Below are 18,103 nucleotides of genomic sequence, written 5' to 3'. Positions count from 1 at the left end.
TACCATGTCGGAGGCCGAACCCCCGCTGCGGAGTCTGTGTTGCCGGCCACCACCCTGGAAAGCCCGAGCCCTGCACGCTCACCCAAGGAAAGGCCACGTCGCCATGCGCAATGCACAGAAACCATCCGGAATGCCGTTCCACAAATATGTTCCGTTCCAGGACCAGATCACCGTGGAACTGCCGGACCGCACCTGGCCTGACAAGCTCATCACCAAGGCACCGCGCTGGTGCGCCGTGGATCTCCGTGACGGCAACCAGGCGCTGATTGATCCCATGAGCCCCGAACGCAAGCACAAGATGTTCGACCTCCTGGTGCAGATGGGCTACAAGGAAATCGAGGTGGGATTCCCCTCGGCGTCACAGACCGACTTTGACTTTGTCCGCCAGCTCATTGAGGGCGACCGGATTCCGGATGACGTGACCATCCAGGTGCTCACGCAGGCGCGCGAACACCTGATCGAGCGCACCTACGAGTCCATTGAGGGCGCGGACCGGGCCATTGTTCACCTTTACAATTCCACGTCGGTGCTGCAGCGCCGGGTGGTTTTCAACCAGGACATGGACGGCATCGTCGATATCGCACTGACCGGCGCGCGGCTGTGCCGCAAGTTCGAGGAGAACATGGGTGACACCCACATCACCTACGAATACTCGCCGGAGTCCTTCACCGGTACTGAACTTGAGTTCGCGGCGCGGATCTCGAACGAGGTGGCTGCTGTCTTCGAGGCCTCCTCGGACCGCCAGATGATCCTGAACCTGCCGGCGACGGTGGAGATGGCGACGCCCAACGTGTACGCGGATTCCATCGAGTGGATGTGCCGGAACCTGGCCGACCGCGACGCCGTCATCCTCTCCCTTCACCCGCACAATGATCGCGGCACGGGTGTAGCGGCCGCGGAGCTGGGGTATCTTGCAGGCGCCGACCGCATCGAGGGATGCCTGTTCGGCAACGGCGAGCGCACCGGCAACGTGGATCTCGTCACCCTCGGCATGAACCTGTACGGGCAGGGCATCGATCCGCAGATCGATTTCTCCGACATGGACCACATCCGCCGAACGGCCGAATACTGCAATCAGCTCAATGTTCCCGAACGTTCCCCGTACGGCGGGGACCTGGTATTCACCGCCTTCTCCGGCTCCCACCAGGATGCCATCAAGAAGGGCTTCGAGCGCATGGAGTCGGATGCCGAGGCGGCAGGGAAGACAGTTGAGGAAATTCCCTGGGCCGTGCCTTACCTGCCGATCGATCCGAAGGACATCGGACGTTCCTACGAAGCCGTGATCCGCGTCAACTCCCAGTCCGGCAAGGGCGGAGTGGCCTACCTGCTCAAGCACGAACACAGCCTGGACCTGCCGCGGCGGGCGCAGATCGAGTTCTCGGGAGTGGTCCAGCGCCGCACGGACACAGTCGGCGGCGAAGTCAGCGGGGCCGAGCTGTGGGAAATTTTCCAGGACGAGTATCTTCCGTCCCGGAACGGTTCCTGGGGCCACTATGTCCTGACGTCCACCAATACGGACACCTCCGAGGACGGCCGGTTCAACCTGACGGCCACGCTGCTGACCGACGGCGTCCAGCAGCGACGAACCGCCCAGGGCAACGGACCGATCGACGCGCTCCTGGCGATCCTTGGACAGGACGGCGTGGATGTGCGCGTGCTGGACTACACGGAACACGCGCTCTCCTCGGGCGGCAACGCCAGGGCGGCCGCCTACGTGGAGTGTGCTGTGGGGGAGCGGGTGCTCTGGGGCATCGGCATCGATTCCAACTCGACCATGGCCTCGCTGAAGGCTGTCATCTCCGCAGTCAACCGCGCCATCCGGGATCGCAGCTAGCGTTCCTGCCGGCAGCCCGCCGGGCCGGGCGCGGCGAAGGCCGTGCCCGTCCCGGTGAGTGGGAAAATAAGACGTGCCCAAATCATTCGCATCGCGGAGCTATCGCGCAGAAGGTGTCGTGCTGCGCACCTACAAGCTCGGTGAGGCCGACCGCATCATCGTGCTCCTGACGCGCGAACACGGTCAGGTGCGCGCCGTCGCGAAGGGCGTACGCCGGACCAGCAGCAAGTTCGGTGCCCGGCTTGAACCCTTCATGACGGTCGACCTGCAGCTTGTCGCCGGGCGCACTCTCGACGTCGTGACGCAGGCGCAGACGCGCGGCGCTTATGGGCACGGGATCGCCGCGGACTATTCGCGCTATACGGCCGCCGCGGCGATCGCCGAGACTGCAGAGAAGCTGACAGACGCGGACGGCGAATCCGCCGGCGCCCAGTACGGTCTCGTGATCGGCGCCTTGTCCGCGCTCAGCAGGGGCCTCCATCCAGCCGAGCTGATTCTCGACTCCTACCTCCTTCGTGCTCTTTCCACCGCCGGTTGGGCACCGAGCTTCACCGACTGCGCGCGGTGCGGAGCGCCCGGGCCCCATACGGCGTTCTCGGCCGCACTGGGCGGTGCAGTGTGCGCCTCGTGCCGGCCCCCCGGTGCGGCCTCCCCATCGGCGGAGACCATGGTCCTTCTGGGTGCACTCCTCTCAGGCGACTGGCCGGCGGCGGATGCAGCCGTGGATTCCGCCCGGCGGGAGGGTGCGGGACTGGTTGCCGCCTACGTACAGTGGCATCTGGAACGAGCAGTAAAGTCCCTCAAACATGTGGAGCGTGTGTGACAACATCCCCCAGCGTGCCGGTGCAACCCTGGCCGCATCCCAGCGGTGCGGTCCCGCCGCCGCTACCTGCTGAACTGGTTCCGGCCCACGTTGCAATCGTCATGGACGGCAACGGACGGTGGGCCAATGAGCGCGGGCTGCCGCGCACGGAGGGGCACCGGGCCGGTGAGGCAGCACTCCTCGACGTCATTGCCGGTGCGATCGACATTGGGGTAAGCCATGTCAGCGTCTATGCGTTCTCCACCGAGAACTGGAAACGCTCCCCGGAAGAGGTGCGGTTCCTCATGGGTTTCAGCCGGGACGTCCTGAGGCGGCAACGTGACCAGCTGAATGAATGGGGCGTGCGGATCCGGTGGGCAGGCCGCCGCCCGCGGCTCTGGCGCTCGGTCATCAACGAACTCGAGGTGGCTGAGGAGCGCACCCGGTCCAACTCGGTCTGCACGCTGACCATGTGCGTGAATTACGGGGGACGTGCGGAGATCGCCGATGCCGCGCGTGCCATCGCCGAGGACGTGGCAGCCGGCAGGCTCAGGGCCTCGTCCGTCTCCGAGAACACCGTCCAGCGCTACCTGGACGAGCCGGACCTCCCTGACGTCGACCTGTTCCTGCGTACCTCCGGGGAGCAGCGCACCTCCAATTTCATGCTGTGGCAGTCGGCGTACGCGGAAATGGTGTTCATGGACGTGCTGTGGCCTGACGTCGACCGCCGCACCCTATGGAGGGCTGTCGAGGAATACGCCTCCCGCGACCGGCGCTACGGTGGAGCGGTTGACAGGGCCAGGACCTGACCTCAGCCCTGCGCCGGCCTGCCGTAGCAGCCAATCCAGCGGTCGATCGCCGCGTAGACCTGTTGCCTCACCGGCCCGGCGGACAGCAGCGTGTCATGCAGCGCGCCGTCGAACCGGCACACGGTGACATGCGGACCGAGCTGGAGAGCGCGCTGCGTCATCACCGTCACGTCCAGCACGCTGTCCGAGGAGAGCATCGTCTCATTCCATACCGGGCTGATGGTTGAGCGTGCGGAGGCCAGCACCAGGATGGGGACCTCAATGGACAGTCCGCGCCGCACCTGCGCATGCCCGTTGAGCACCGCGGTCAGCCAACCCGCGCGGATAGGAAAACCGAACTGCGGACGCCAGAGTCCGTTCAGTTCCCATTCGCCGTCGGCCTGATTGCTGATGCTTCGCCAGTAGAAACCGAATTCCGGAAGCTTGAGCCGTGCCTTGGGGCGGAAACGGGTGATTGGTTCCAACAGGCCCTGGGTGGTTGTGCGGAGGATGGCGCTGCCCTGGATGTCGAGCCAGGGGCTGTTCAGCATCAGGGCGGTCACCCGGCCTGGAAAGCGGTGCGCCCACAGCGAGGCGACAAGGGCACCGGTCGAATGTGCCATGAGCGAGATGCCCGACGGCGGTGCCCCCGTCCGCGCTTCGATGTCGACGGTGAGCGCCGCGAGCGCGGCGTTGATGTCGTCGTCGTACGCTGACAGGTCCGTCACGTAACCGGGGGTCTGCCAGTCCCGGAGGCTGCGGCCGAATTTGCGAAGGTCCAGCGCGTAGAACGCGATACCGCGTTCGGTGAAGAAATGCGCGAGCTCGTGCTGGAAAAAGTAGTCGCTCCAGCCGTGCACATAGAGGACAGCCTGTATCGGATCCGGCAACTCAGGGCGTAGACCGAGCCGGTGCATCATCCTGCGTGCCGTGGTGCGCAGATCACGCGGTTCGGTGACCGCAGGCGGGGTATAGGAGACCAGCGTCGCTACGCAGGGGCCTTCCTCGTCGGCGCCAAGGTCGAGCTCCGTGAGCGCGAAGCCGTCACCCAAATGATCCGGCTGCCAGTTGATGCCCATTGATCGAGGATATCGACGCCGGCATCAACTTGGTGAAGCGGCAGGCGCCGTGGCAACTTTGGTTCATGCGTATTTACCCTGCCTTCTTCCGCGTCGTGTTCAGCGGTATGGACCCTGAACGCGCGCACCGGATCGGTTTCCGGCTGATCCGCTGGACCGGCAGCACTCCTGCGGGCAGCGTGCTGCGCCGCCTCACGCGGGCTTCACCCGAACTGCGCACCACGGCTTTCGGCGTCACCTTCCCATCGCCGTTCGGGCTGGCAGCCGGTTTCGACAAGGAGGGCCACGGCATCGTGGCGCTGACGGACCTTGGATTCGGGCACATCGAAGTGGGCACCATCACAGGGCAGGCTCAGCCGGGCAACCCGAAGCCCCGTCTGTTCCGGCTGGTCAAGGACCGCGCTGTCATCAACCGCATGGGCTTCAACAATGACGGTGCGGCCGCTGTCGCCCCGCGGATCGCAGCAGCCCGGAAGGCCCTACAGCGCCGGTACCCGGACCTGCGCCCGGTCATCGGAGTCAATATCGGCAAGACCAAGACGGTGGATCTCCGCGACGCCATCGCCGATTACCGCGTTTCCGCCCAGGCTCTGGCGCCCGTCGCCGACTACCTCGTGGTGAATGTCAGTTCGCCGAACACTCCCGGCCTGCGGCTCTTGCAGAGTGTCCGCTCCCTCCGGCCCTTGCTGAAGGCTGTCCGCAAAGCCGCTGACGAAAGTGCCGGCAGACACGTTCCGCTGCTGGTGAAGATCGCGCCGGATCTGAGCAATGAGGACATTGAGGAGGTTGCAGCGCTTGCGCTGGAGCTGGAGTTGGAGGGCATCATCGCCACCAATACCACCATCACGCGTGAGGGTCTGGTTACTGACCCGGAGACGGTGATGGCCTGCGGTGTCGGCGGTCTGAGCGGTGCTCCTCTGAAGAACCGCTCGCTGGAGGTACTGACCAGGCTGCGGCAGGCCGCCGGGCCGGATCTCGCCCTCATTTCGGTGGGGGGAGTTGAAACCGCCGACGACGTCAGGCAGCGACTGGAGGCCGGGGCCACCCTCGTTCAGGGCTATACAGCGTTCCTGTACGAGGGACCGTTCTGGGCCTCGTCAATCAACCGTGGCCTCGCGAACGGGGCACGCTGAGGGGCTGAACGGGTCGAGCCGACGGATCAGGCAGGAAATTTCCCGCGGCCGACCTGGGGCTTGGGCAACCGGAGACGCCGGATCTGCATGGCGCGGGAGATGCCGTACCAGAGGTCACCCCGGCCGGGTTCACCGAATTTCTCCGTCAGACGGGCCTTGAGCTTGCGGCGGAGGAGCAGGCAGTCCATCACGACGGCGACGATGATCACCCAGAACGTGAGCATGATGTATCCCTGAAGTGTCAGGTTCGGGATGAAACTGAGGAACACGAAGACCAGGGCGGCGAACATCAGGAACTCGGCCACGTTCCACCGCGCATCGACGTAGTCACGGACGTAGCGGCGTGCGGGGCCCTTGTCGCGGAAAGGCAGGTGCCGTTCATCGCCGTTCTCAAGCGCCCGGCGCATGCGCAGCTGTTCCTCCCGGCGGGCCAGGCGGTTCGCCTCGCGCGCCGCCTTCCGGTCATTCGGAACCAGCGGGCGCTTGCGTGCTGCAACCTGGGCGCTGCGTTTGGGCGTCGGCGCGCCTTTCCCGGTCACCTTCGGGCGTGCGTCATCGGCGGCGGGCGCAGTGGGATTCTCGGCAAGTGCAGCGTCTTTTTTTCGTCCAAACACCTTTCTAGGATACCCGCCCCAGGCGGTCGCGCTTCCGCCCGGCTGTGTACGCTCAAATGCATGAACAAGCTATCTACTGATGCCCTGCCGGACACCATCGTTGCTGCCCTGCGTTCCTGCGTGGACTCCGAGTTCCCCCGGACCGTGGATGAGCTGAAATCGCTCGTTGCCATCCCGGGCATCGCCTGGGATGCGTTCGATCCGGCGGAACTCGACCGCAGCGCTGAAGCCGTTGCAGACCTCGTGCGGTCAACGGGCATTGAAGACGTCAGGATCCTCCGCGTCGAGAACGGCGGTGTGCAGGGCGGCCCGGCAGTGGTGGCGCGGCGACCGGCCGCTGCCGGTAAGCCGACCGTCCTGCTGTATGCACACCACGACGTTCAGCCGCCTGGTGCGGCAGAGCTGTGGGAAACCGAGCCGTTCGCAGCCCAGGAGCGCAATGGGAGGCTGTACGGCAGGGGAGCAGCGGATGACAAGGCCGGCGTCCTGGCGCACGTCGCGGCAATCCGGGCCATCACCGAGGTACTCGGCGAAGACTTCGGCGTGGGCATCACGCTGTTCATCGAGGGGGAGGAGGAGGCCGGGTCTCCCACCTTCCGCCGGTTCCTGGAGGAGCACCGCGAACTGCTCCGTTCGGACGTCATCGTTGTCGCCGACTCGAGCAACTGGAAGGTCGGGGTACCGGCGCTGACAACCAGCCTGCGCGGCCTGGTGGACGGCACCATCGAGGTCCGCGTCCTTGAACACGCGGTGCATTCAGGCATGTTCGGCGGTCCGGTTCTGGACGCACCCACCCTGCTGGCCCGCCTCATCGCCACCCTGCACGACGACGACGGCAGCGTAGCCATCGAAGGGCTGGTCGCCTCCGACTCGGCGGGGGTTGAGTACCCGGAGGCAGATTACCGCGCCGATGCCTCAGTGCTGGACGGTGTCCGGCTCGCAGGCACGGGCTCCCTCGCGTCCCGTCTGTGGACCAAGCCCGCACTCTCGATTATCGGCATCGATGCTCCCGGCGTGGCGGTTTCATCAAACACTCTGCTGCCGTCTGCCCGCGCGAAATTCAGTCTTCGACTTGCGCCCGGTCAGGATCCTGAGGAGGCGATGGCGGCTGTCGAACGGCATGTGATCAAGCACGCGCCATTCGGCGCCACGGTCAACTTCACCCCCGGAGAATCCGGGAATCCTTTCGCCACCGACACAGACCGCCCTGCCGCCCAAATTGCCCTGTGGGCACTGGGGGCCGCCTGGGGAACGGACGCCGTCGAGACCGGAATTGGCGGATCCATCCCGTTCATTGCCGACCTCACCGAGATCTATCCGGAGGCGCAGATTCTGGTGACCGGTGTGGAGGATCCGGATTCGCGGGCGCACAGCGCCAACGAATCGCTGCACCTCGGCGAGTTCCGGCGGGCGGTGCTCGCAGAAGCGCTGATGCTTGCACGGCTCAATGTCGGGGCACCCCGGAATGTTTGAGGTGCATGGTTCGTTACATAGCTGGGCAGGCCCCGAGCACCGGACGTACCATGGAATGGACAGCGCTGCGAGGCGCTAGCCATATGCCGCCCGGTGTCGTGTTCGCCGGCACGAGAGCCGGCCCGGCAGGCACAAAGCTAAGGAGAACGCACACATGAGCACATCAACAAGCGAACCGACCACCGAGACGGCCGCAGACACCGAACTGCCGGTCCATGAAGTGAACCTGTCCGATGTCGCCGCCGGCAAGGTGCGAAGCCTGCTGGAGCAGGAGGGGCGTACCGATCTGCGGCTCCGGGTAGCTGTTCAGCCCGGTGGATGCTCGGGCCTGATTTATCAGCTGTACTTCGATGAGCGGGTGCTGGACGGGGACGCCGTCCGGGATTTCGACGGTGTTGAGGTGATCGTCGACCGGATGAGCGTGCCATACCTGGCCGGTGCGTCCATCGATTTCGAGGACACCATCTCCAAGCAGGGTTTCACGATCGACAACCCGAACGCCGGCGGTTCCTGCGCGTGCGGCGATTCCTTCCACTGACAGCCCGTCCAGGGGCAGGTGTCAAAGCCCCCGTCATGTATCCGAAACGGTACGTGACGGGGGCTTTCCTGTCACAGGATGGCTACCGTTGCGGGTAAGCTCTACAGTGAGTAGTAAAACTGAAAGTGCATCGCGTTTAGGCAGCAGCTTAAGTAGCGGCGTGCACCGGAGATGCTGTCACCGTCGGTGGCACCGCACGTAAGAAAAGGAAGGGCCGTCTGTGAGTTCGCAGGACCGAACCGGCAGCCGACGCGCAAAGATTTTCAAGGTCTCAAGCCTCGTTGTCATGGCTGCGCTGTTCTTGTCTGGTTGTTCATCAGAAGTCCAAAAAGGCTGGTTGCCCGCTGAGCGTGACAACACCAGTAACACCGGCCGGATCATTGACCTTTGGGTCAACTCCTGGATCGCCGCCCTGATAGTTGGCGTGATCACCTGGGGCCTTATCATCTGGTGCATTGTGGCGTACCGCCGCCGTCGGAATGAAACCGGTTACCCGCGCCAGATCAGCTACAACCTTCCGTTGGAAGTGTTCTACCTGACCATCCCGCTCTTCATGGTGCTGGTGTTCTTCTACTTCACCGACCGCGACCAGCAGGCGATCGACGCCCGGGTTGAGGACCCGGATGTCATCATCGACGTCCGCGGCAAGCAGTGGTCGTGGGACTTCAACTACGTCCTCGAGAACAAATACGACGCCGGCGTCCAGGCCCAACTTAACGGTGAGCCGGGTGTACCTGAGACACTGCCGACGCTCTATCTTCCCGTCAACCAGACGGTCGAGTTCCGCCTCAACTCCCGGGACGTTATCCACTCCTTCTGGGTGCCTGCCTTCCTGCAGAAGCGCGACATGATCCCCGAGCGGGAAAACTACATCACCCTTACCCCCACGCGTGAAGGCGTCTTCGAGGGCAAGTGCGCCGAGCTGTGCGGCGAGTACCACTCGGAGATGCTGTTCAACGTGGCGGTTGTTTCCGAAGAGGAATACGAAGCGCACCTGGAGACCCTGGAGGACGGCCAACTGGGCGAAGAGTACGACCGCAATCCGCAGACTGTTACGGGCGAGAGCCCCAGCGGAGCTGACGAGCAAATTGGGCAGGATTGATTAGATGTCTACTTACGAATACACCGCCGAGGACGCCGGCACTACCGTTGCACCCCGGGTGGTCCCGCGGTCCAAGGGCCGGATCGTCGTCAACTGGATAACCTCCACTGACCACAAGACCATCGGGTACATGTACCTGATCGCGTCGTTTGTCTTCTTCTGCCTGGGCGGCGTGATGGCTCTGGTCATCCGCGCCGAACTCTTCGAGCCGGGGATGCAGATCCTGCAGACCAAGGAGCAGTACAACCAGCTGTTCACCATGCACGGCACGGTGATGCTGCTGATGTTTGCAACGCCGTTGTTCGCGGGCTTCACCAACGTCATCATGCCGCTGCAGATCGGTGCACCGGACGTCGCCTTCCCGCGCCTGAATGCCCTGGCGTTCTGGTTCTTCCTGTTCGGCAGCACTATCGCGGTATCCGGCTTCATCACCCCGCAGGGCGCCGCATCGTTCGGCTGGTTCGCTTATGCGCCGCTGTCCAATACAACATTCTCACCCGGAGTGGGTGGGGACCTGTGGGTCTTTGGTCTGGCGTTATCGGGCTTCGGCACCATCCTGGGCGCCGTGAACTTCATCACCACGATCATCTGTATGCGTGCTCCGGGCATGACGATGTGGCGCATGCCGATCTTCACCTGGAACGCGCTGGTCACGTCCATTCTCGTGCTGATGGCCTTCCCGCCGCTGGCGGCCGCGCTGTTTGCTCTGGGAGCCGATCGCCGGTTCGGGGCGCACATCTTCGACCCGGACAATGGGGGCGCCATCCTGTGGCAGCACCTCTTCTGGTTCTTCGGGCATCCCGAGGTGTACATCATCGCCCTGCCGTTCTTCGGCATCGTGTCCGAGATCTTCCCGGTTTTCAGCCGTAAACCGATCTTCGGCTACAAGGGTCTCGTGTACGCTACGATCGCGATCGCTGCTCTGTCGGTGACGGTATGGGCCCACCACATGTACGTAACGGGCGCCGTGCTGCTGCCATTCTTCGCCTTCATGACCATGCTGATCGCAGTGCCTACCGGTGTGAAGTTCTTCAACTGGATTGGCACTATGTGGCGAGGGTCAATCACCTTTGAGACCCCGATGCTCTGGAGTCTCGGGTTCCTCGTGACGTTCCTATTCGGTGGCCTGACCGGAATTATCCTGGCGTCACCGCCGCTGGACTTCCAAGTCTCCGACACCTACTTCGTGGTCGCCCACTTCCACTACGTCGTCTTCGGCACCGTGGTCTTCGCTATGTTCGCCGGATTCTACTTCTGGTGGCCGAAGTGGACCGGGAAGATGCTGAACGAGCGGCTGGGCAAGATCCACTTCTGGATGCTGTTCCTCGGCTTCCATGGAACGTTCCTTATCCAGCATTGGCTCGGCGTGATCGGTATGCCCCGCCGGTACGCCGACTATCTGCCTGAGGACATGTTCACTGCCATGAACCAGTTCTCGACAATTGCATCCTTCGTCCTGGGCGCATCGCTGATTCCGTTCTTCTGGAACGTGTACGTTACGTGGCGCAGCGGCACCAAGGTCGAGGTCGACGATCCCTGGGGCTTCGGAGCGTCGCTTGAGTGGGCTACTTCCTGCCCGCCGCCCCGGCACAATTTCACATCGCTGCCTCGTATCCGCTCGGAGCGCCCTGCACTGGATCTGCACCACCCGGAGCTCGCGCAGTGGCACACCCCTAGTTCACCTGCACCGGTGGCTCAGGTGCTCGGATCCGCCGATCGGAAGGACGGTTAAGTGAAGGTTGAAACACGACTCTTCTTCTGGGGAGTACCCTTCTTTGTCCCGGTATCCCTGATCTACGGTTTCCTGACCAACTGGTCCGAGTGGGTCGGCATTCTCGGTATCCTCCTCGTAGGTGGCCTCGCCGGCATGATCGGGTTCTACCTGGGCTTCACCGGACGTCGCGTAGGGCTGCGTCCTGAGGACCGCCGGGATGCGGAAATCCATGAAGGCTCCGGCGAGCAGGGACACTTCAGCCCGTGGAGCTGGTGGCCGCTGGTACTCGGGCTCTCCGCGGCCGGCGGGTTCCTCGGCCTCGCCGCCGGTTGGTGGATTCTTTACGTCTCCGCCGGACTCGCCGCAATCGCTCTTGTCGGTTGGGTTTATGAATACAGCAGGGGAGACCACGCGCACTGATCGGCGCGTTGTTCCTAACCGGTAAAGGGTCCGCACCTGGCGTGCGGGCCCTTCTGCGTTTCCCTGGCGGGTACGGGCCGTTCCTCCTCGCATCTCCGTCATGGCGGCCGCGTAGAATGGACTGACCAGACCGGTCCAGTCTCCTGCGCACCGTGGCAGATCGAGGAGCCAGCATGCGGAACAAACTCAGCGAGCTTCGCACAACTCTGGACGGGCGCGGAGCCAAGCACGTGCAGCTCAGGGAGGCCCTGCGGCAGTACATCACGGAGCATACGGAGCCCGGAACCGCGATCCCGTCCGAACGCAAGCTCACGGAACACTTCGGGGTTGCCCGCATGACGGTACGCCACGCAATAGATGCTCTGGTAGCCGAGGAAGTTCTGGAACGGATCGTCGGGTTGGGAACCTTCGTGGCCCACACAAAGCTCGATCTGCAGATGAAGCTCACCTCCTACAGCGAGGAGATGCACCGGCGCGGCATGGTGCCCGATGCGAGGGTGCTCAGCTTCGAACAAATGGCAGCGACGCCCCTTATCGCCAGGGAACTCCAGATCGAGCAGGGGGCGCCGGTCGTCAGGTTCCGCAGGCAACTCCTGGCTGACCGCGAACCGATGAGCGTTGATGAAAACTTCATCCCGGCACATCGTGTGCCCGGAATCCTTGAGGATGAGCCGCCCACGTCTCTCTATAACGTACTCAGTGAGAAGTATGGACTGGTGATGGAATGGGGCGAGGATACCGTGGAGGCAACGGCCGCCTCGCCGTCCATTGCACGGCTACTGAACGTGGAAATGGGTGCGCCGCTGCTGAAGATCCAGCGGCACGCCTATGTTGCCCGCGCCATGGTTGATTACTCGGTTTCGTATTATCGGGCGGACAGGTACAAATTGTGGGTTCCGCTGCAGCGGCCCGGCGTGCGTACGCCCAGGACCTACACAGCCAAACGGTTCAGCTGAATAGCCGAGCGCGACGTACCGCAGTACACCGCAGGGATGAGGTGTCCTACGGCAAAAAGGATCGGCCACACCGTCTGGTGTGGCCGATCCTTTTACAGCTGATCCGAAACTAGTGGCTTGAGATGGCAGCCTTGTCGTGCTCGCTTGCCACCTCGCCGTGATGCCCATGCGAGTGGGCCTGCTCAAGTTCCGCCGGGGTAACCGGTGCAACCCGGTCCTCAAAGAAGAAGCGTGACGCCCAGGCACGCCGCTTTTCAGTTTTGGGTACATGACCGTTGACATCCGGCTGTGCCGACAGAACTTCGGGGGAATCGAAGCTGACCAGCTTGTAGCGCTTGTACTCATCCACCGGCTCATGCACTTCGATGAACTCGCCGTGCGGAAGACGTACAATCCGTCCCGTCTCACGTCCATGAAGAACGATTTCGCGGTCCTTGCGCTGGAGGGCAAGCGCGATGCGCCGGGCTGCGATGAATCCTACGACCGGGCCGATGAACAGGAGTGCCCGCAGCCAATACGTCACATCGTTCAGGGAAACCATGAAGTGAGTGGCGATGAGGTCGGAGCTGGCCGCTGCCCACATGACGCAGTAGAACACAACACCGGCTACACCGATGCCGGTGCGGGTCGGAGCGTTGCGCGGCCGATCGAGAAGGTGCTTCTCGCGGCGGTCCTTGGTAACCCAGGCTTCGATCCAGGGCCAGGCGAACAGCAGCATGAAGACGATGCCGGCGGGCACGAGCGCTGGAAGCAGCACGTTCAGGGAGAGCGTATTGGTACCCCATGGGAACGGAATGTTCCATTCGAACGGGAAGTTGCCCAGCACACCGGGCATCAGCCGGAGCGCACCGTCGACCCATCCGATGTACCAGTCCGGCTGGGTGCCGGCGGACACGGGGGAAGGGTCATAAGGACCGTAGTTCCAGATCGGGTTGATCGTGAAGGCCGCCGAGATGGCTGCGATGATGCCGAAGACGATGAAGAAGAATCCACCCGCCTTGGCCGCATATACCGGTCCAACCGGGAAGCCAACCACGTTGTCATTGGTGCGGCCCGGGCCGGGGAACTGCGTGTGCTTGTGGACCACCACCAGGAAGAGGTGAATCCCGATCAGCAGCAGGATAAGCGCCGGAATCAGCAGGATATGCAGAACATACAGCCGCGGGATGATCACGGTCCCGGGGAATTCTCCGCCGAAGAGGAAAAAGCTGATGTACGTTCCAACCACCGGGATCGACTTCACAACACCGTCGATGATGCGCAGGCCGTTGCCGGACAGCAGATCATCCGGGAGGGAATAGCCGGTGAAGCCGGCAGCCATAGCCAGGATCAGCAGGACGCCGCCGATCACCCAGTTCAGTTCACGCGGGCGGCGGAACGCACCGGTGAAGAACACACGAAGCATGTGCACTGAGACGGCCGCTACAAAGAGGAGCGCTGACCAGTGGTGGACCTGCCGCATGAACAAGCCGCCCCTGATATCAAATGAGATATCAAGCGACGAGGCGTAGGCCATTGACATCTCAATGCCGCGCAACGGTACATAGCTGCCGTCGTAGTGGGTCTCCGCCATTGAGGGGTCAAAGAAGAAGGTGAGGAACGTGCCCGAGAGCAACAGAATGACGAAGGAGTAGAGCGCAACCTCGCCGAACATGAACGTCCAGTGGTCCGGGAAGATCTTGCGTCCGAACTCCTTCACGATGGCGGATCCGCCGACACGGGTGTCAACGAAGTTGGTGATCCTGCCGACGCTGGTCTTGGGCTGGTACTGCTGCCCAGCTGCCGAGCTGCTCATGTCAGCCACGCTCCCAGTAACTTGGTCCTACGGGTTCTTGGAAGTCGCTCGTCGCCACCAGGTAGCCTTCTTCATCAACCGAGATGGGAAGCTGGGGGAGCGGACGTGCGGCCGGGCCGAAAATCACCTTGCACTCCTGCGTGAGGTCGAAGGTGGACTGATGGCACGGACAAAGCAGGTGATGAGTCTGCTGCTCGTAAAGGGCTACGGGGCAGCCCACATGGGTGCAGATTTTGGAGTAGGCAACAATGCCTTCGTAACCCCAGTCTTCGCGTCCGGGCGAAGGGTTGAGGGATTCGGGGTTGAGGCGCATCAGCAGGACGACGGCCTTGGCCTTCTCTTCAAGCTTGTGCTCAGCCTCATTGAGTCCTTCCGGGATGACGTGAAACGCAGAACCGATCGTGACGTCGGAGGCCTTGATCGGGGTGCCGCTCGGGTCGCGGGTCAGGCGCACGCCTTCGTCCCACATGGTCTCGCGCAGGACGTCGCCGGGCAGCGGACCGAGGTCACGGAAAATTGCAATGGCAGGAAAAATCGCAAGGATTCCTGCACCCAACAGAGTATTGCGAATCAGTGGGCGGCGCTTGATTCCGGATTCTTCAAGGATGTCGCCAATGATCTTTTCAGCGTCCGCACGGTCCTTCTCAGGGCGGATCTCATGGCGGTCCTCGGCGACCTCATGGTCGGGCATCAGGGTCTTCGCCCAGTGCACGATGCCAACGCCGATGCCGAGCATTGCGAATGCCGTTCCAAGACCCAGCAGCAGGTTCTGCAGGCGAAGAGTACCGATTGTCTCGTCGAGCGGGATGAAGAAGTACCCGAAGAAAAAGAGCAACGTTCCAAAGATGGAAATCAGGAAAAGCACTCCGACTTGGCGCTCTGCGCGCTTCTCTGCGCGGGGATCGGTATCTGCCAAACGCGGCCGGTGCGGCGGGAGTCCAGGATCCTGGAACTTCTGCACGCCGCCCTGACCAGGCTTAGCTACGGTAACCGCGTTTTCCGGGCTGCCGTGACTATGGTCGGCCATGATCCCTCTCATCCTTCTTTAGAAACTTCACTCATCAATCCTGTGTAATTTGGTTCTTTGCCAGCTTGGCACGTCGCTACGAAGAGCGGGAGGTAAGCCAGACGGTGAATGCAATGATGACGCCAAGGCCCGCGACCCAGATGAACAGGCCTTCGGAGACTGGTCCGAGAGAACCGAGGTCCGCTCCGCCCGGGGAACCCTGCTCTTCAATAATGTTGAGGAAGGCGATGATGTCCTGCTTACCCTCTGGCGTGATGTTCGCATCGTTGAATACCGGCATGTTCTGCGGTCCGGTGACCATCGCTTCGTAGATTTCCTTATCGCTCACACCTTCGAGCGACGGTGCGAACTTGCCCCGGGTCAGGGCCCCGCCGGCAGCCGCGGCGTTGTGGCACATCGCGCAGTTCACGCGGAACAGTTCGCCGCCGGCAGCAGGGTCAGCCCCTTCAAGGTCAAGCTCTTCCTCGCCAGGGATGGCTGGGCCGGCACCAAGCGACGCAACGTAAGCGGACATCTGCTGGATCTGCTCACCAGTGAACTGCACCGGCTTCTGCAGCGCCTGCGGTCCCTGCATCTGGAGCGGCATGCGGCCCGTACCCACCTGGAAGTCGACTGCTGCAGCTCCCACGCCGATCAGCGATGGACCGTCCGCGGTTCCCACGGCACCTATGCCGTGGCAGGTTGCACAGTTGGCGACGAAGAGTTTCTCGCCTTCCTCGATGTCGCCGGCTGAAAATGTTGTTTGCGCTTTGGCCTGGTTCGCGTTGCTCGCGACGGCGTAGATGCCGCCTGTTAGCAACAATCCCATGAGTAGCAGCGCTACTGCTGCCAGGGGGTGACGCCGCCTCTGCGAAAGTGCCTTCACGTCCTGTTTCCTGCCTTCTGTATTGCGTTGGAACGTTCTACGGTTGGTGTCAGCCACCGTCGCGACCGCCACGCTAATTCTACCCCGGGTAGAAATGGGTTCAAGGGCAATTTACTTCAAGAAGTAGATGATGATGAACAACCCGATCCACACCACGTCGACGAAGTGCCAGTAGTACGAAGTGACGATCGCCGACGTCGCTTCAAAGTGCCCAAACCGCTTGGCTGCGTAGGCACGGCCGATGATGAACAGGAAGGCGATCAGGCCTCCGATTACGTGGAGGCCGTGGAAGCCGGTGGTGATGTAGAACGCCGAGCCGTACGCATTCGATGAGATGGAAATACCCTCGGCGACAAGCTCTGCATATTCGTACGCCTGGACGGCGACAAACACCGCACCCATGAAGAAGGTCAGCAGATACCACTCGACCATGCCCCATTTGGTGATCTTGAAAATTCCACCGACCCTGCGCGGTTGGAGGCGTTCCGCTGCGAACACACCCATCTGGCAGGTGAAAGAGCTGGACACGAGAATGATCGTGTTGATCAGGGCGAAGGGCACATTCAGCTTCTCGGTCTCGGCAGCCCAGAGTTCGCCGGAGGTGGAACGCAATGTGAAATACATGGCGAATAGTCCGGCGAAGAACATAAGTTCACTGGAAAGCCATACAACCGTGCCAACCGAGACCATGTTCGGCCGGTTCAGAGTTGGATGCGCAGTGGAGCTGGGGGCATGGGTCGCTGTCGTCACCCTGACATTATGTCTCTAAAAGTTCCCAGTTCACCAATGCGAAACGGGGTCGGCGCGCCATTCCAGCTGCGCAGGGGCATCCGTTGCCTGCAACGGCGCGGAGTAACAACGTGCTGACTTTCTACATTTCGTAGATAACCTAGGGGGGTGAGCGCGTTTTCCGATCCAGAAGCCCCGCCAATCAGTTGGCCGCAGCTGATCTCGAACCTCATCGAGGGCAGGGATCTTACGGCTGCCCAGGCACGATGGGCGATGGACTCGATCATGGAGGGCGTCGCGTCCCACGCCCAGATCGCAGGGTTCCTGGTGGGGCTGCGCGCAAAGGGCGAGTCGGTCGAGGAGCTCACCGGATTGGTCGAGGCCATGCTTGCCAGGGCGCACCGGATCGACGTCGCGGGCCCGGCCCTGGATATCGTCGGCACCGGGGGAGATGGGCTCAACACGCTGAATATCTCCACCATGTCCTCGCTGGTGGCAGTCGGAGCCGGTGCCCGCGTGATTAAGCATGGTAACCGCGGTGCGTCCTCATCGTCCGGGGCCGCGGACGTCATTGAGGCGCTGGGCGTGCGACTGGATCTGTCCGTTGCCGACGTCGCCCGATCGGCGGAGGAGGCGAACATCACCTTCTGCTTTGCCCAGGTGTTCCATCCATCCATGAGGCACGTCGCTGTGCCGCGCCGGGAGCTCGGCGTCCCGACCGCCTTCAATTTCCTGGGCCCGCTCAGCAATCCGGCCGGCGTCGAAGCGCAGGCGCTTGGCTGCGCCAGCGAACGGATGGCGCCGCTCATGGCGGGCGTTCTCGCCGTCAGGGGGGTTCGGGCGCTGGTGTTTCGCGGCAGCGACGGCCGCGACAAACTGACCACCAGCGGGTCTTCCACGGTGTGGGAAGTCCGGGGCGGGGCCATCAGCGAGCACACGGTCCATCCCGAAGATTTCGGATTGCCTGTGGCCACGGTCGAGGCCCTGAGGGGCTCGGATGCCCGGAGCAACGCGCGGGTGGTCCGCTCACTGCTGGCAGGGGAGAAGGGGTCGGTCCGCGACGCCGTTGTCCTCAACGCGGCCGCGGGCCTCACGGCGCTGGATACAGATTACTCCGCGCCGCTCGTGGAGCGCATCAGGGCCAATATGCGCCGCGCCGAGGAATCCATCGATTCCGGCGCCGCGCAGGCAGCCCTCGATCGGTGGATCGCGGTCACCGGCAAGTAACGCCGGG

17 protein-coding genes are annotated in these 18,103 nt (G+C 62.9%); 11 read left to right on the top strand and 6 right to left on the bottom strand.

All coding sequences use genetic code 11. From position 1 onward, the window contains the following. The first annotated feature begins 103 nt into the window (after positions 1–103). The 3 genes from leuA (at position 104) to BLS52_RS04405 (ending at position 3,445) form a co-directional block, all read left to right on the top strand. Positions 104–1,834, top strand: coding sequence for a 2-isopropylmalate synthase (leuA, locus tag BLS52_RS04415; protein ID WP_090584702.1), 1,731 nt, complete (start codon positions 104–106; stop codon positions 1,832–1,834). 73 nt (positions 1,835–1,907) lie between these two features. Next, on the top strand, positions 1,908–2,657 hold the full coding sequence (gene recO / locus BLS52_RS04410; protein WP_090584700.1) for a DNA repair protein RecO: 750 nt from the start codon (positions 1,908–1,910) through the stop codon (positions 2,655–2,657). Continuing rightward, positions 2,654–3,445, top strand: a complete 792-nt coding sequence (locus BLS52_RS04405; RefSeq protein WP_026544037.1) for an isoprenyl transferase — start codon at positions 2,654–2,656, stop codon at positions 3,443–3,445. The genes recO and BLS52_RS04405 overlap by 4 nt, the downstream gene beginning before the upstream one ends. Before the next feature lie 2 nt (positions 3,446–3,447). Here BLS52_RS04405 and BLS52_RS04400 read toward each other — a convergent pair whose 3' ends face one another. Beyond that, a complete protein-coding gene (locus BLS52_RS04400) occupies positions 3,448–4,503 on the bottom strand; it encodes an alpha/beta hydrolase (RefSeq protein WP_090584698.1) in 1,056 nt (351 codons plus the stop codon). Positions 4,504–4,568: 65 nt separating this feature from the next. Here BLS52_RS04400 and BLS52_RS04395 point away from each other — a divergent pair, with 65 nt between their 5' ends. Then, complete coding sequence (locus BLS52_RS04395) at positions 4,569–5,636, top strand: quinone-dependent dihydroorotate dehydrogenase (protein ID WP_026544038.1); 1,068 nt, start codon at positions 4,569–4,571, stop codon at positions 5,634–5,636. Between the two features lie 26 nt (positions 5,637–5,662). Here the strand turns inward: BLS52_RS04395 and BLS52_RS04390 are convergent, their stop codons facing one another. Next, complete coding sequence (locus BLS52_RS04390) at positions 5,663–6,250, bottom strand: DUF3043 domain-containing protein (protein ID WP_090584696.1); 588 nt, start codon at positions 6,248–6,250, stop codon at positions 5,663–5,665. A 60-nt stretch (positions 6,251–6,310) separates the two neighbouring features. Here BLS52_RS04390 and BLS52_RS04385 point away from each other — a divergent pair, with 60 nt between their 5' ends. From BLS52_RS04385 to BLS52_RS04360, 6 genes are all read left to right on the top strand, one after another. Beyond that, complete coding sequence (locus BLS52_RS04385; protein ID WP_090584694.1) at positions 6,311–7,723, top strand: dipeptidase; 1,413 nt, start codon at positions 6,311–6,313, stop codon at positions 7,721–7,723. Between the two features lie 154 nt (positions 7,724–7,877). Next, positions 7,878–8,261: a HesB/IscA family protein gene (locus BLS52_RS04380; protein ID WP_026544041.1), complete on the top strand. Its 384-nt coding sequence runs from the start codon at positions 7,878–7,880 to the stop codon at positions 8,259–8,261. A 220-nt stretch (positions 8,262–8,481) separates the two neighbouring features. Further along, positions 8,482–9,363 (top strand): aa3-type cytochrome oxidase subunit II, encoded by an 882-nt coding sequence (ctaC, locus tag BLS52_RS04375; protein ID WP_090584692.1) that lies wholly within the window; start codon positions 8,482–8,484, stop codon positions 9,361–9,363. Positions 9,364–9,367: 4 nt separating this feature from the next. Further along, positions 9,368–11,095, top strand: a complete 1,728-nt coding sequence (gene ctaD, locus BLS52_RS04370) for an aa3-type cytochrome oxidase subunit I (RefSeq protein ID WP_090584690.1) — start codon at positions 9,368–9,370, stop codon at positions 11,093–11,095. Further along, a complete protein-coding gene (locus tag BLS52_RS04365; protein ID WP_026544043.1) occupies positions 11,096–11,497 on the top strand; it encodes a cytochrome c oxidase subunit 4 in 402 nt (133 codons plus the stop codon). Positions 11,498–11,670: 173 nt separating this feature from the next. Beyond that, a complete protein-coding gene (locus tag BLS52_RS04360; RefSeq protein WP_090584688.1) occupies positions 11,671–12,453 on the top strand; it encodes a GntR family transcriptional regulator in 783 nt (260 codons plus the stop codon). Positions 12,454–12,562: 109 nt separating this feature from the next. Here BLS52_RS04360 and qcrB read toward each other — a convergent pair whose 3' ends face one another. The 4 genes from qcrB to ctaE all read right to left on the bottom strand — a co-directional run bounded on the left by qcrB (position 12,563) and on the right by ctaE (position 16,890). After that, positions 12,563–14,248, bottom strand: a complete 1,686-nt coding sequence (gene qcrB / locus BLS52_RS04355) for a cytochrome bc1 complex cytochrome b subunit (protein ID WP_090584686.1) — start codon at positions 14,246–14,248, stop codon at positions 12,563–12,565. 1 nt (position 14,249) lies between these two features. Continuing rightward, the gene (gene qcrA, locus BLS52_RS04350; RefSeq protein ID WP_090584684.1) at positions 14,250–15,275 is read right to left on the bottom strand and encodes a cytochrome bc1 complex Rieske iron-sulfur subunit; all 1,026 of its coding nucleotides are present in this window, start codon (positions 15,273–15,275) and stop codon (positions 14,250–14,252) included. A 76-nt stretch (positions 15,276–15,351) separates the two neighbouring features. Further along, positions 15,352–16,140 carry a cytochrome bc1 complex diheme cytochrome c subunit gene (qcrC, locus tag BLS52_RS04345; protein WP_090584682.1) on the bottom strand — a complete coding sequence of 263 codons (789 nt, stop codon included), beginning with the start codon at positions 16,138–16,140 and terminating at the stop codon, positions 15,352–15,354. A gap of 111 nt (positions 16,141–16,251) precedes the next feature. Next, positions 16,252–16,890, bottom strand: a complete 639-nt coding sequence (ctaE, locus tag BLS52_RS04340; RefSeq protein WP_090584680.1) for an aa3-type cytochrome oxidase subunit III — start codon at positions 16,888–16,890, stop codon at positions 16,252–16,254. 147 nt (positions 16,891–17,037) lie between these two features. Here ctaE and trpD point away from each other — a divergent pair, with 147 nt between their 5' ends. Continuing rightward, positions 17,038–18,096: an anthranilate phosphoribosyltransferase gene (gene trpD, locus BLS52_RS04335; RefSeq protein ID WP_090584678.1), complete on the top strand. Its 1,059-nt coding sequence runs from the start codon at positions 17,038–17,040 to the stop codon at positions 18,094–18,096. Positions 18,097–18,103: the final 7 nt, after the last annotated feature.

The organism is Arthrobacter subterraneus, assembly GCF_900099735.1.
In the GTDB taxonomy this organism is placed as follows: Bacteria; Actinomycetota; Actinomycetes; order Actinomycetales; family Micrococcaceae; genus Arthrobacter_D; species Arthrobacter_D subterraneus.
The sequence above is the reverse complement of the archived record's forward strand: the minus strand, read 5'-3'. Positions and strand labels throughout refer to the sequence as shown.

Bases quoted from the DNA above. Each gene is read 5' to 3' on its own strand.
- BLS52_RS04380 (WP_026544041.1), top strand. From the start codon at position 7,878: ATGAGCACATCAACAAGCGAACCGACCACCGAGACGGCCGCAGACACC.
- BLS52_RS04395 (WP_026544038.1), top strand. From the start codon at position 4,569: ATGCGTATTTACCCTGCCTTCTTCCGCGTCGTGTTCAGCGGTATGGAC.
- qcrA (WP_090584684.1), bottom strand. From the start codon at position 15,275: ATGGCCGACCATAGTCACGGCAGCCCGGAAAACGCGGTTACCGTAGCT.
- ctaD (WP_090584690.1), top strand. From the start codon at position 9,368: ATGTCTACTTACGAATACACCGCCGAGGACGCCGGCACTACCGTTGCA.
- leuA (WP_090584702.1), top strand. From the start codon at position 104: ATGCGCAATGCACAGAAACCATCCGGAATGCCGTTCCACAAATATGTT.
- qcrB (WP_090584686.1), bottom strand. From the start codon at position 14,248: ATGAGCAGCTCGGCAGCTGGGCAGCAGTACCAGCCCAAGACCAGCGTC.
- BLS52_RS04400 (WP_090584698.1), bottom strand. From the start codon at position 4,503: ATGGGCATCAACTGGCAGCCGGATCATTTGGGTGACGGCTTCGCGCTC.
- BLS52_RS04360 (WP_090584688.1), top strand. From the start codon at position 11,671: ATGCGGAACAAACTCAGCGAGCTTCGCACAACTCTGGACGGGCGCGGA.
- BLS52_RS04385 (WP_090584694.1), top strand. From the start codon at position 6,311: ATGAACAAGCTATCTACTGATGCCCTGCCGGACACCATCGTTGCTGCC.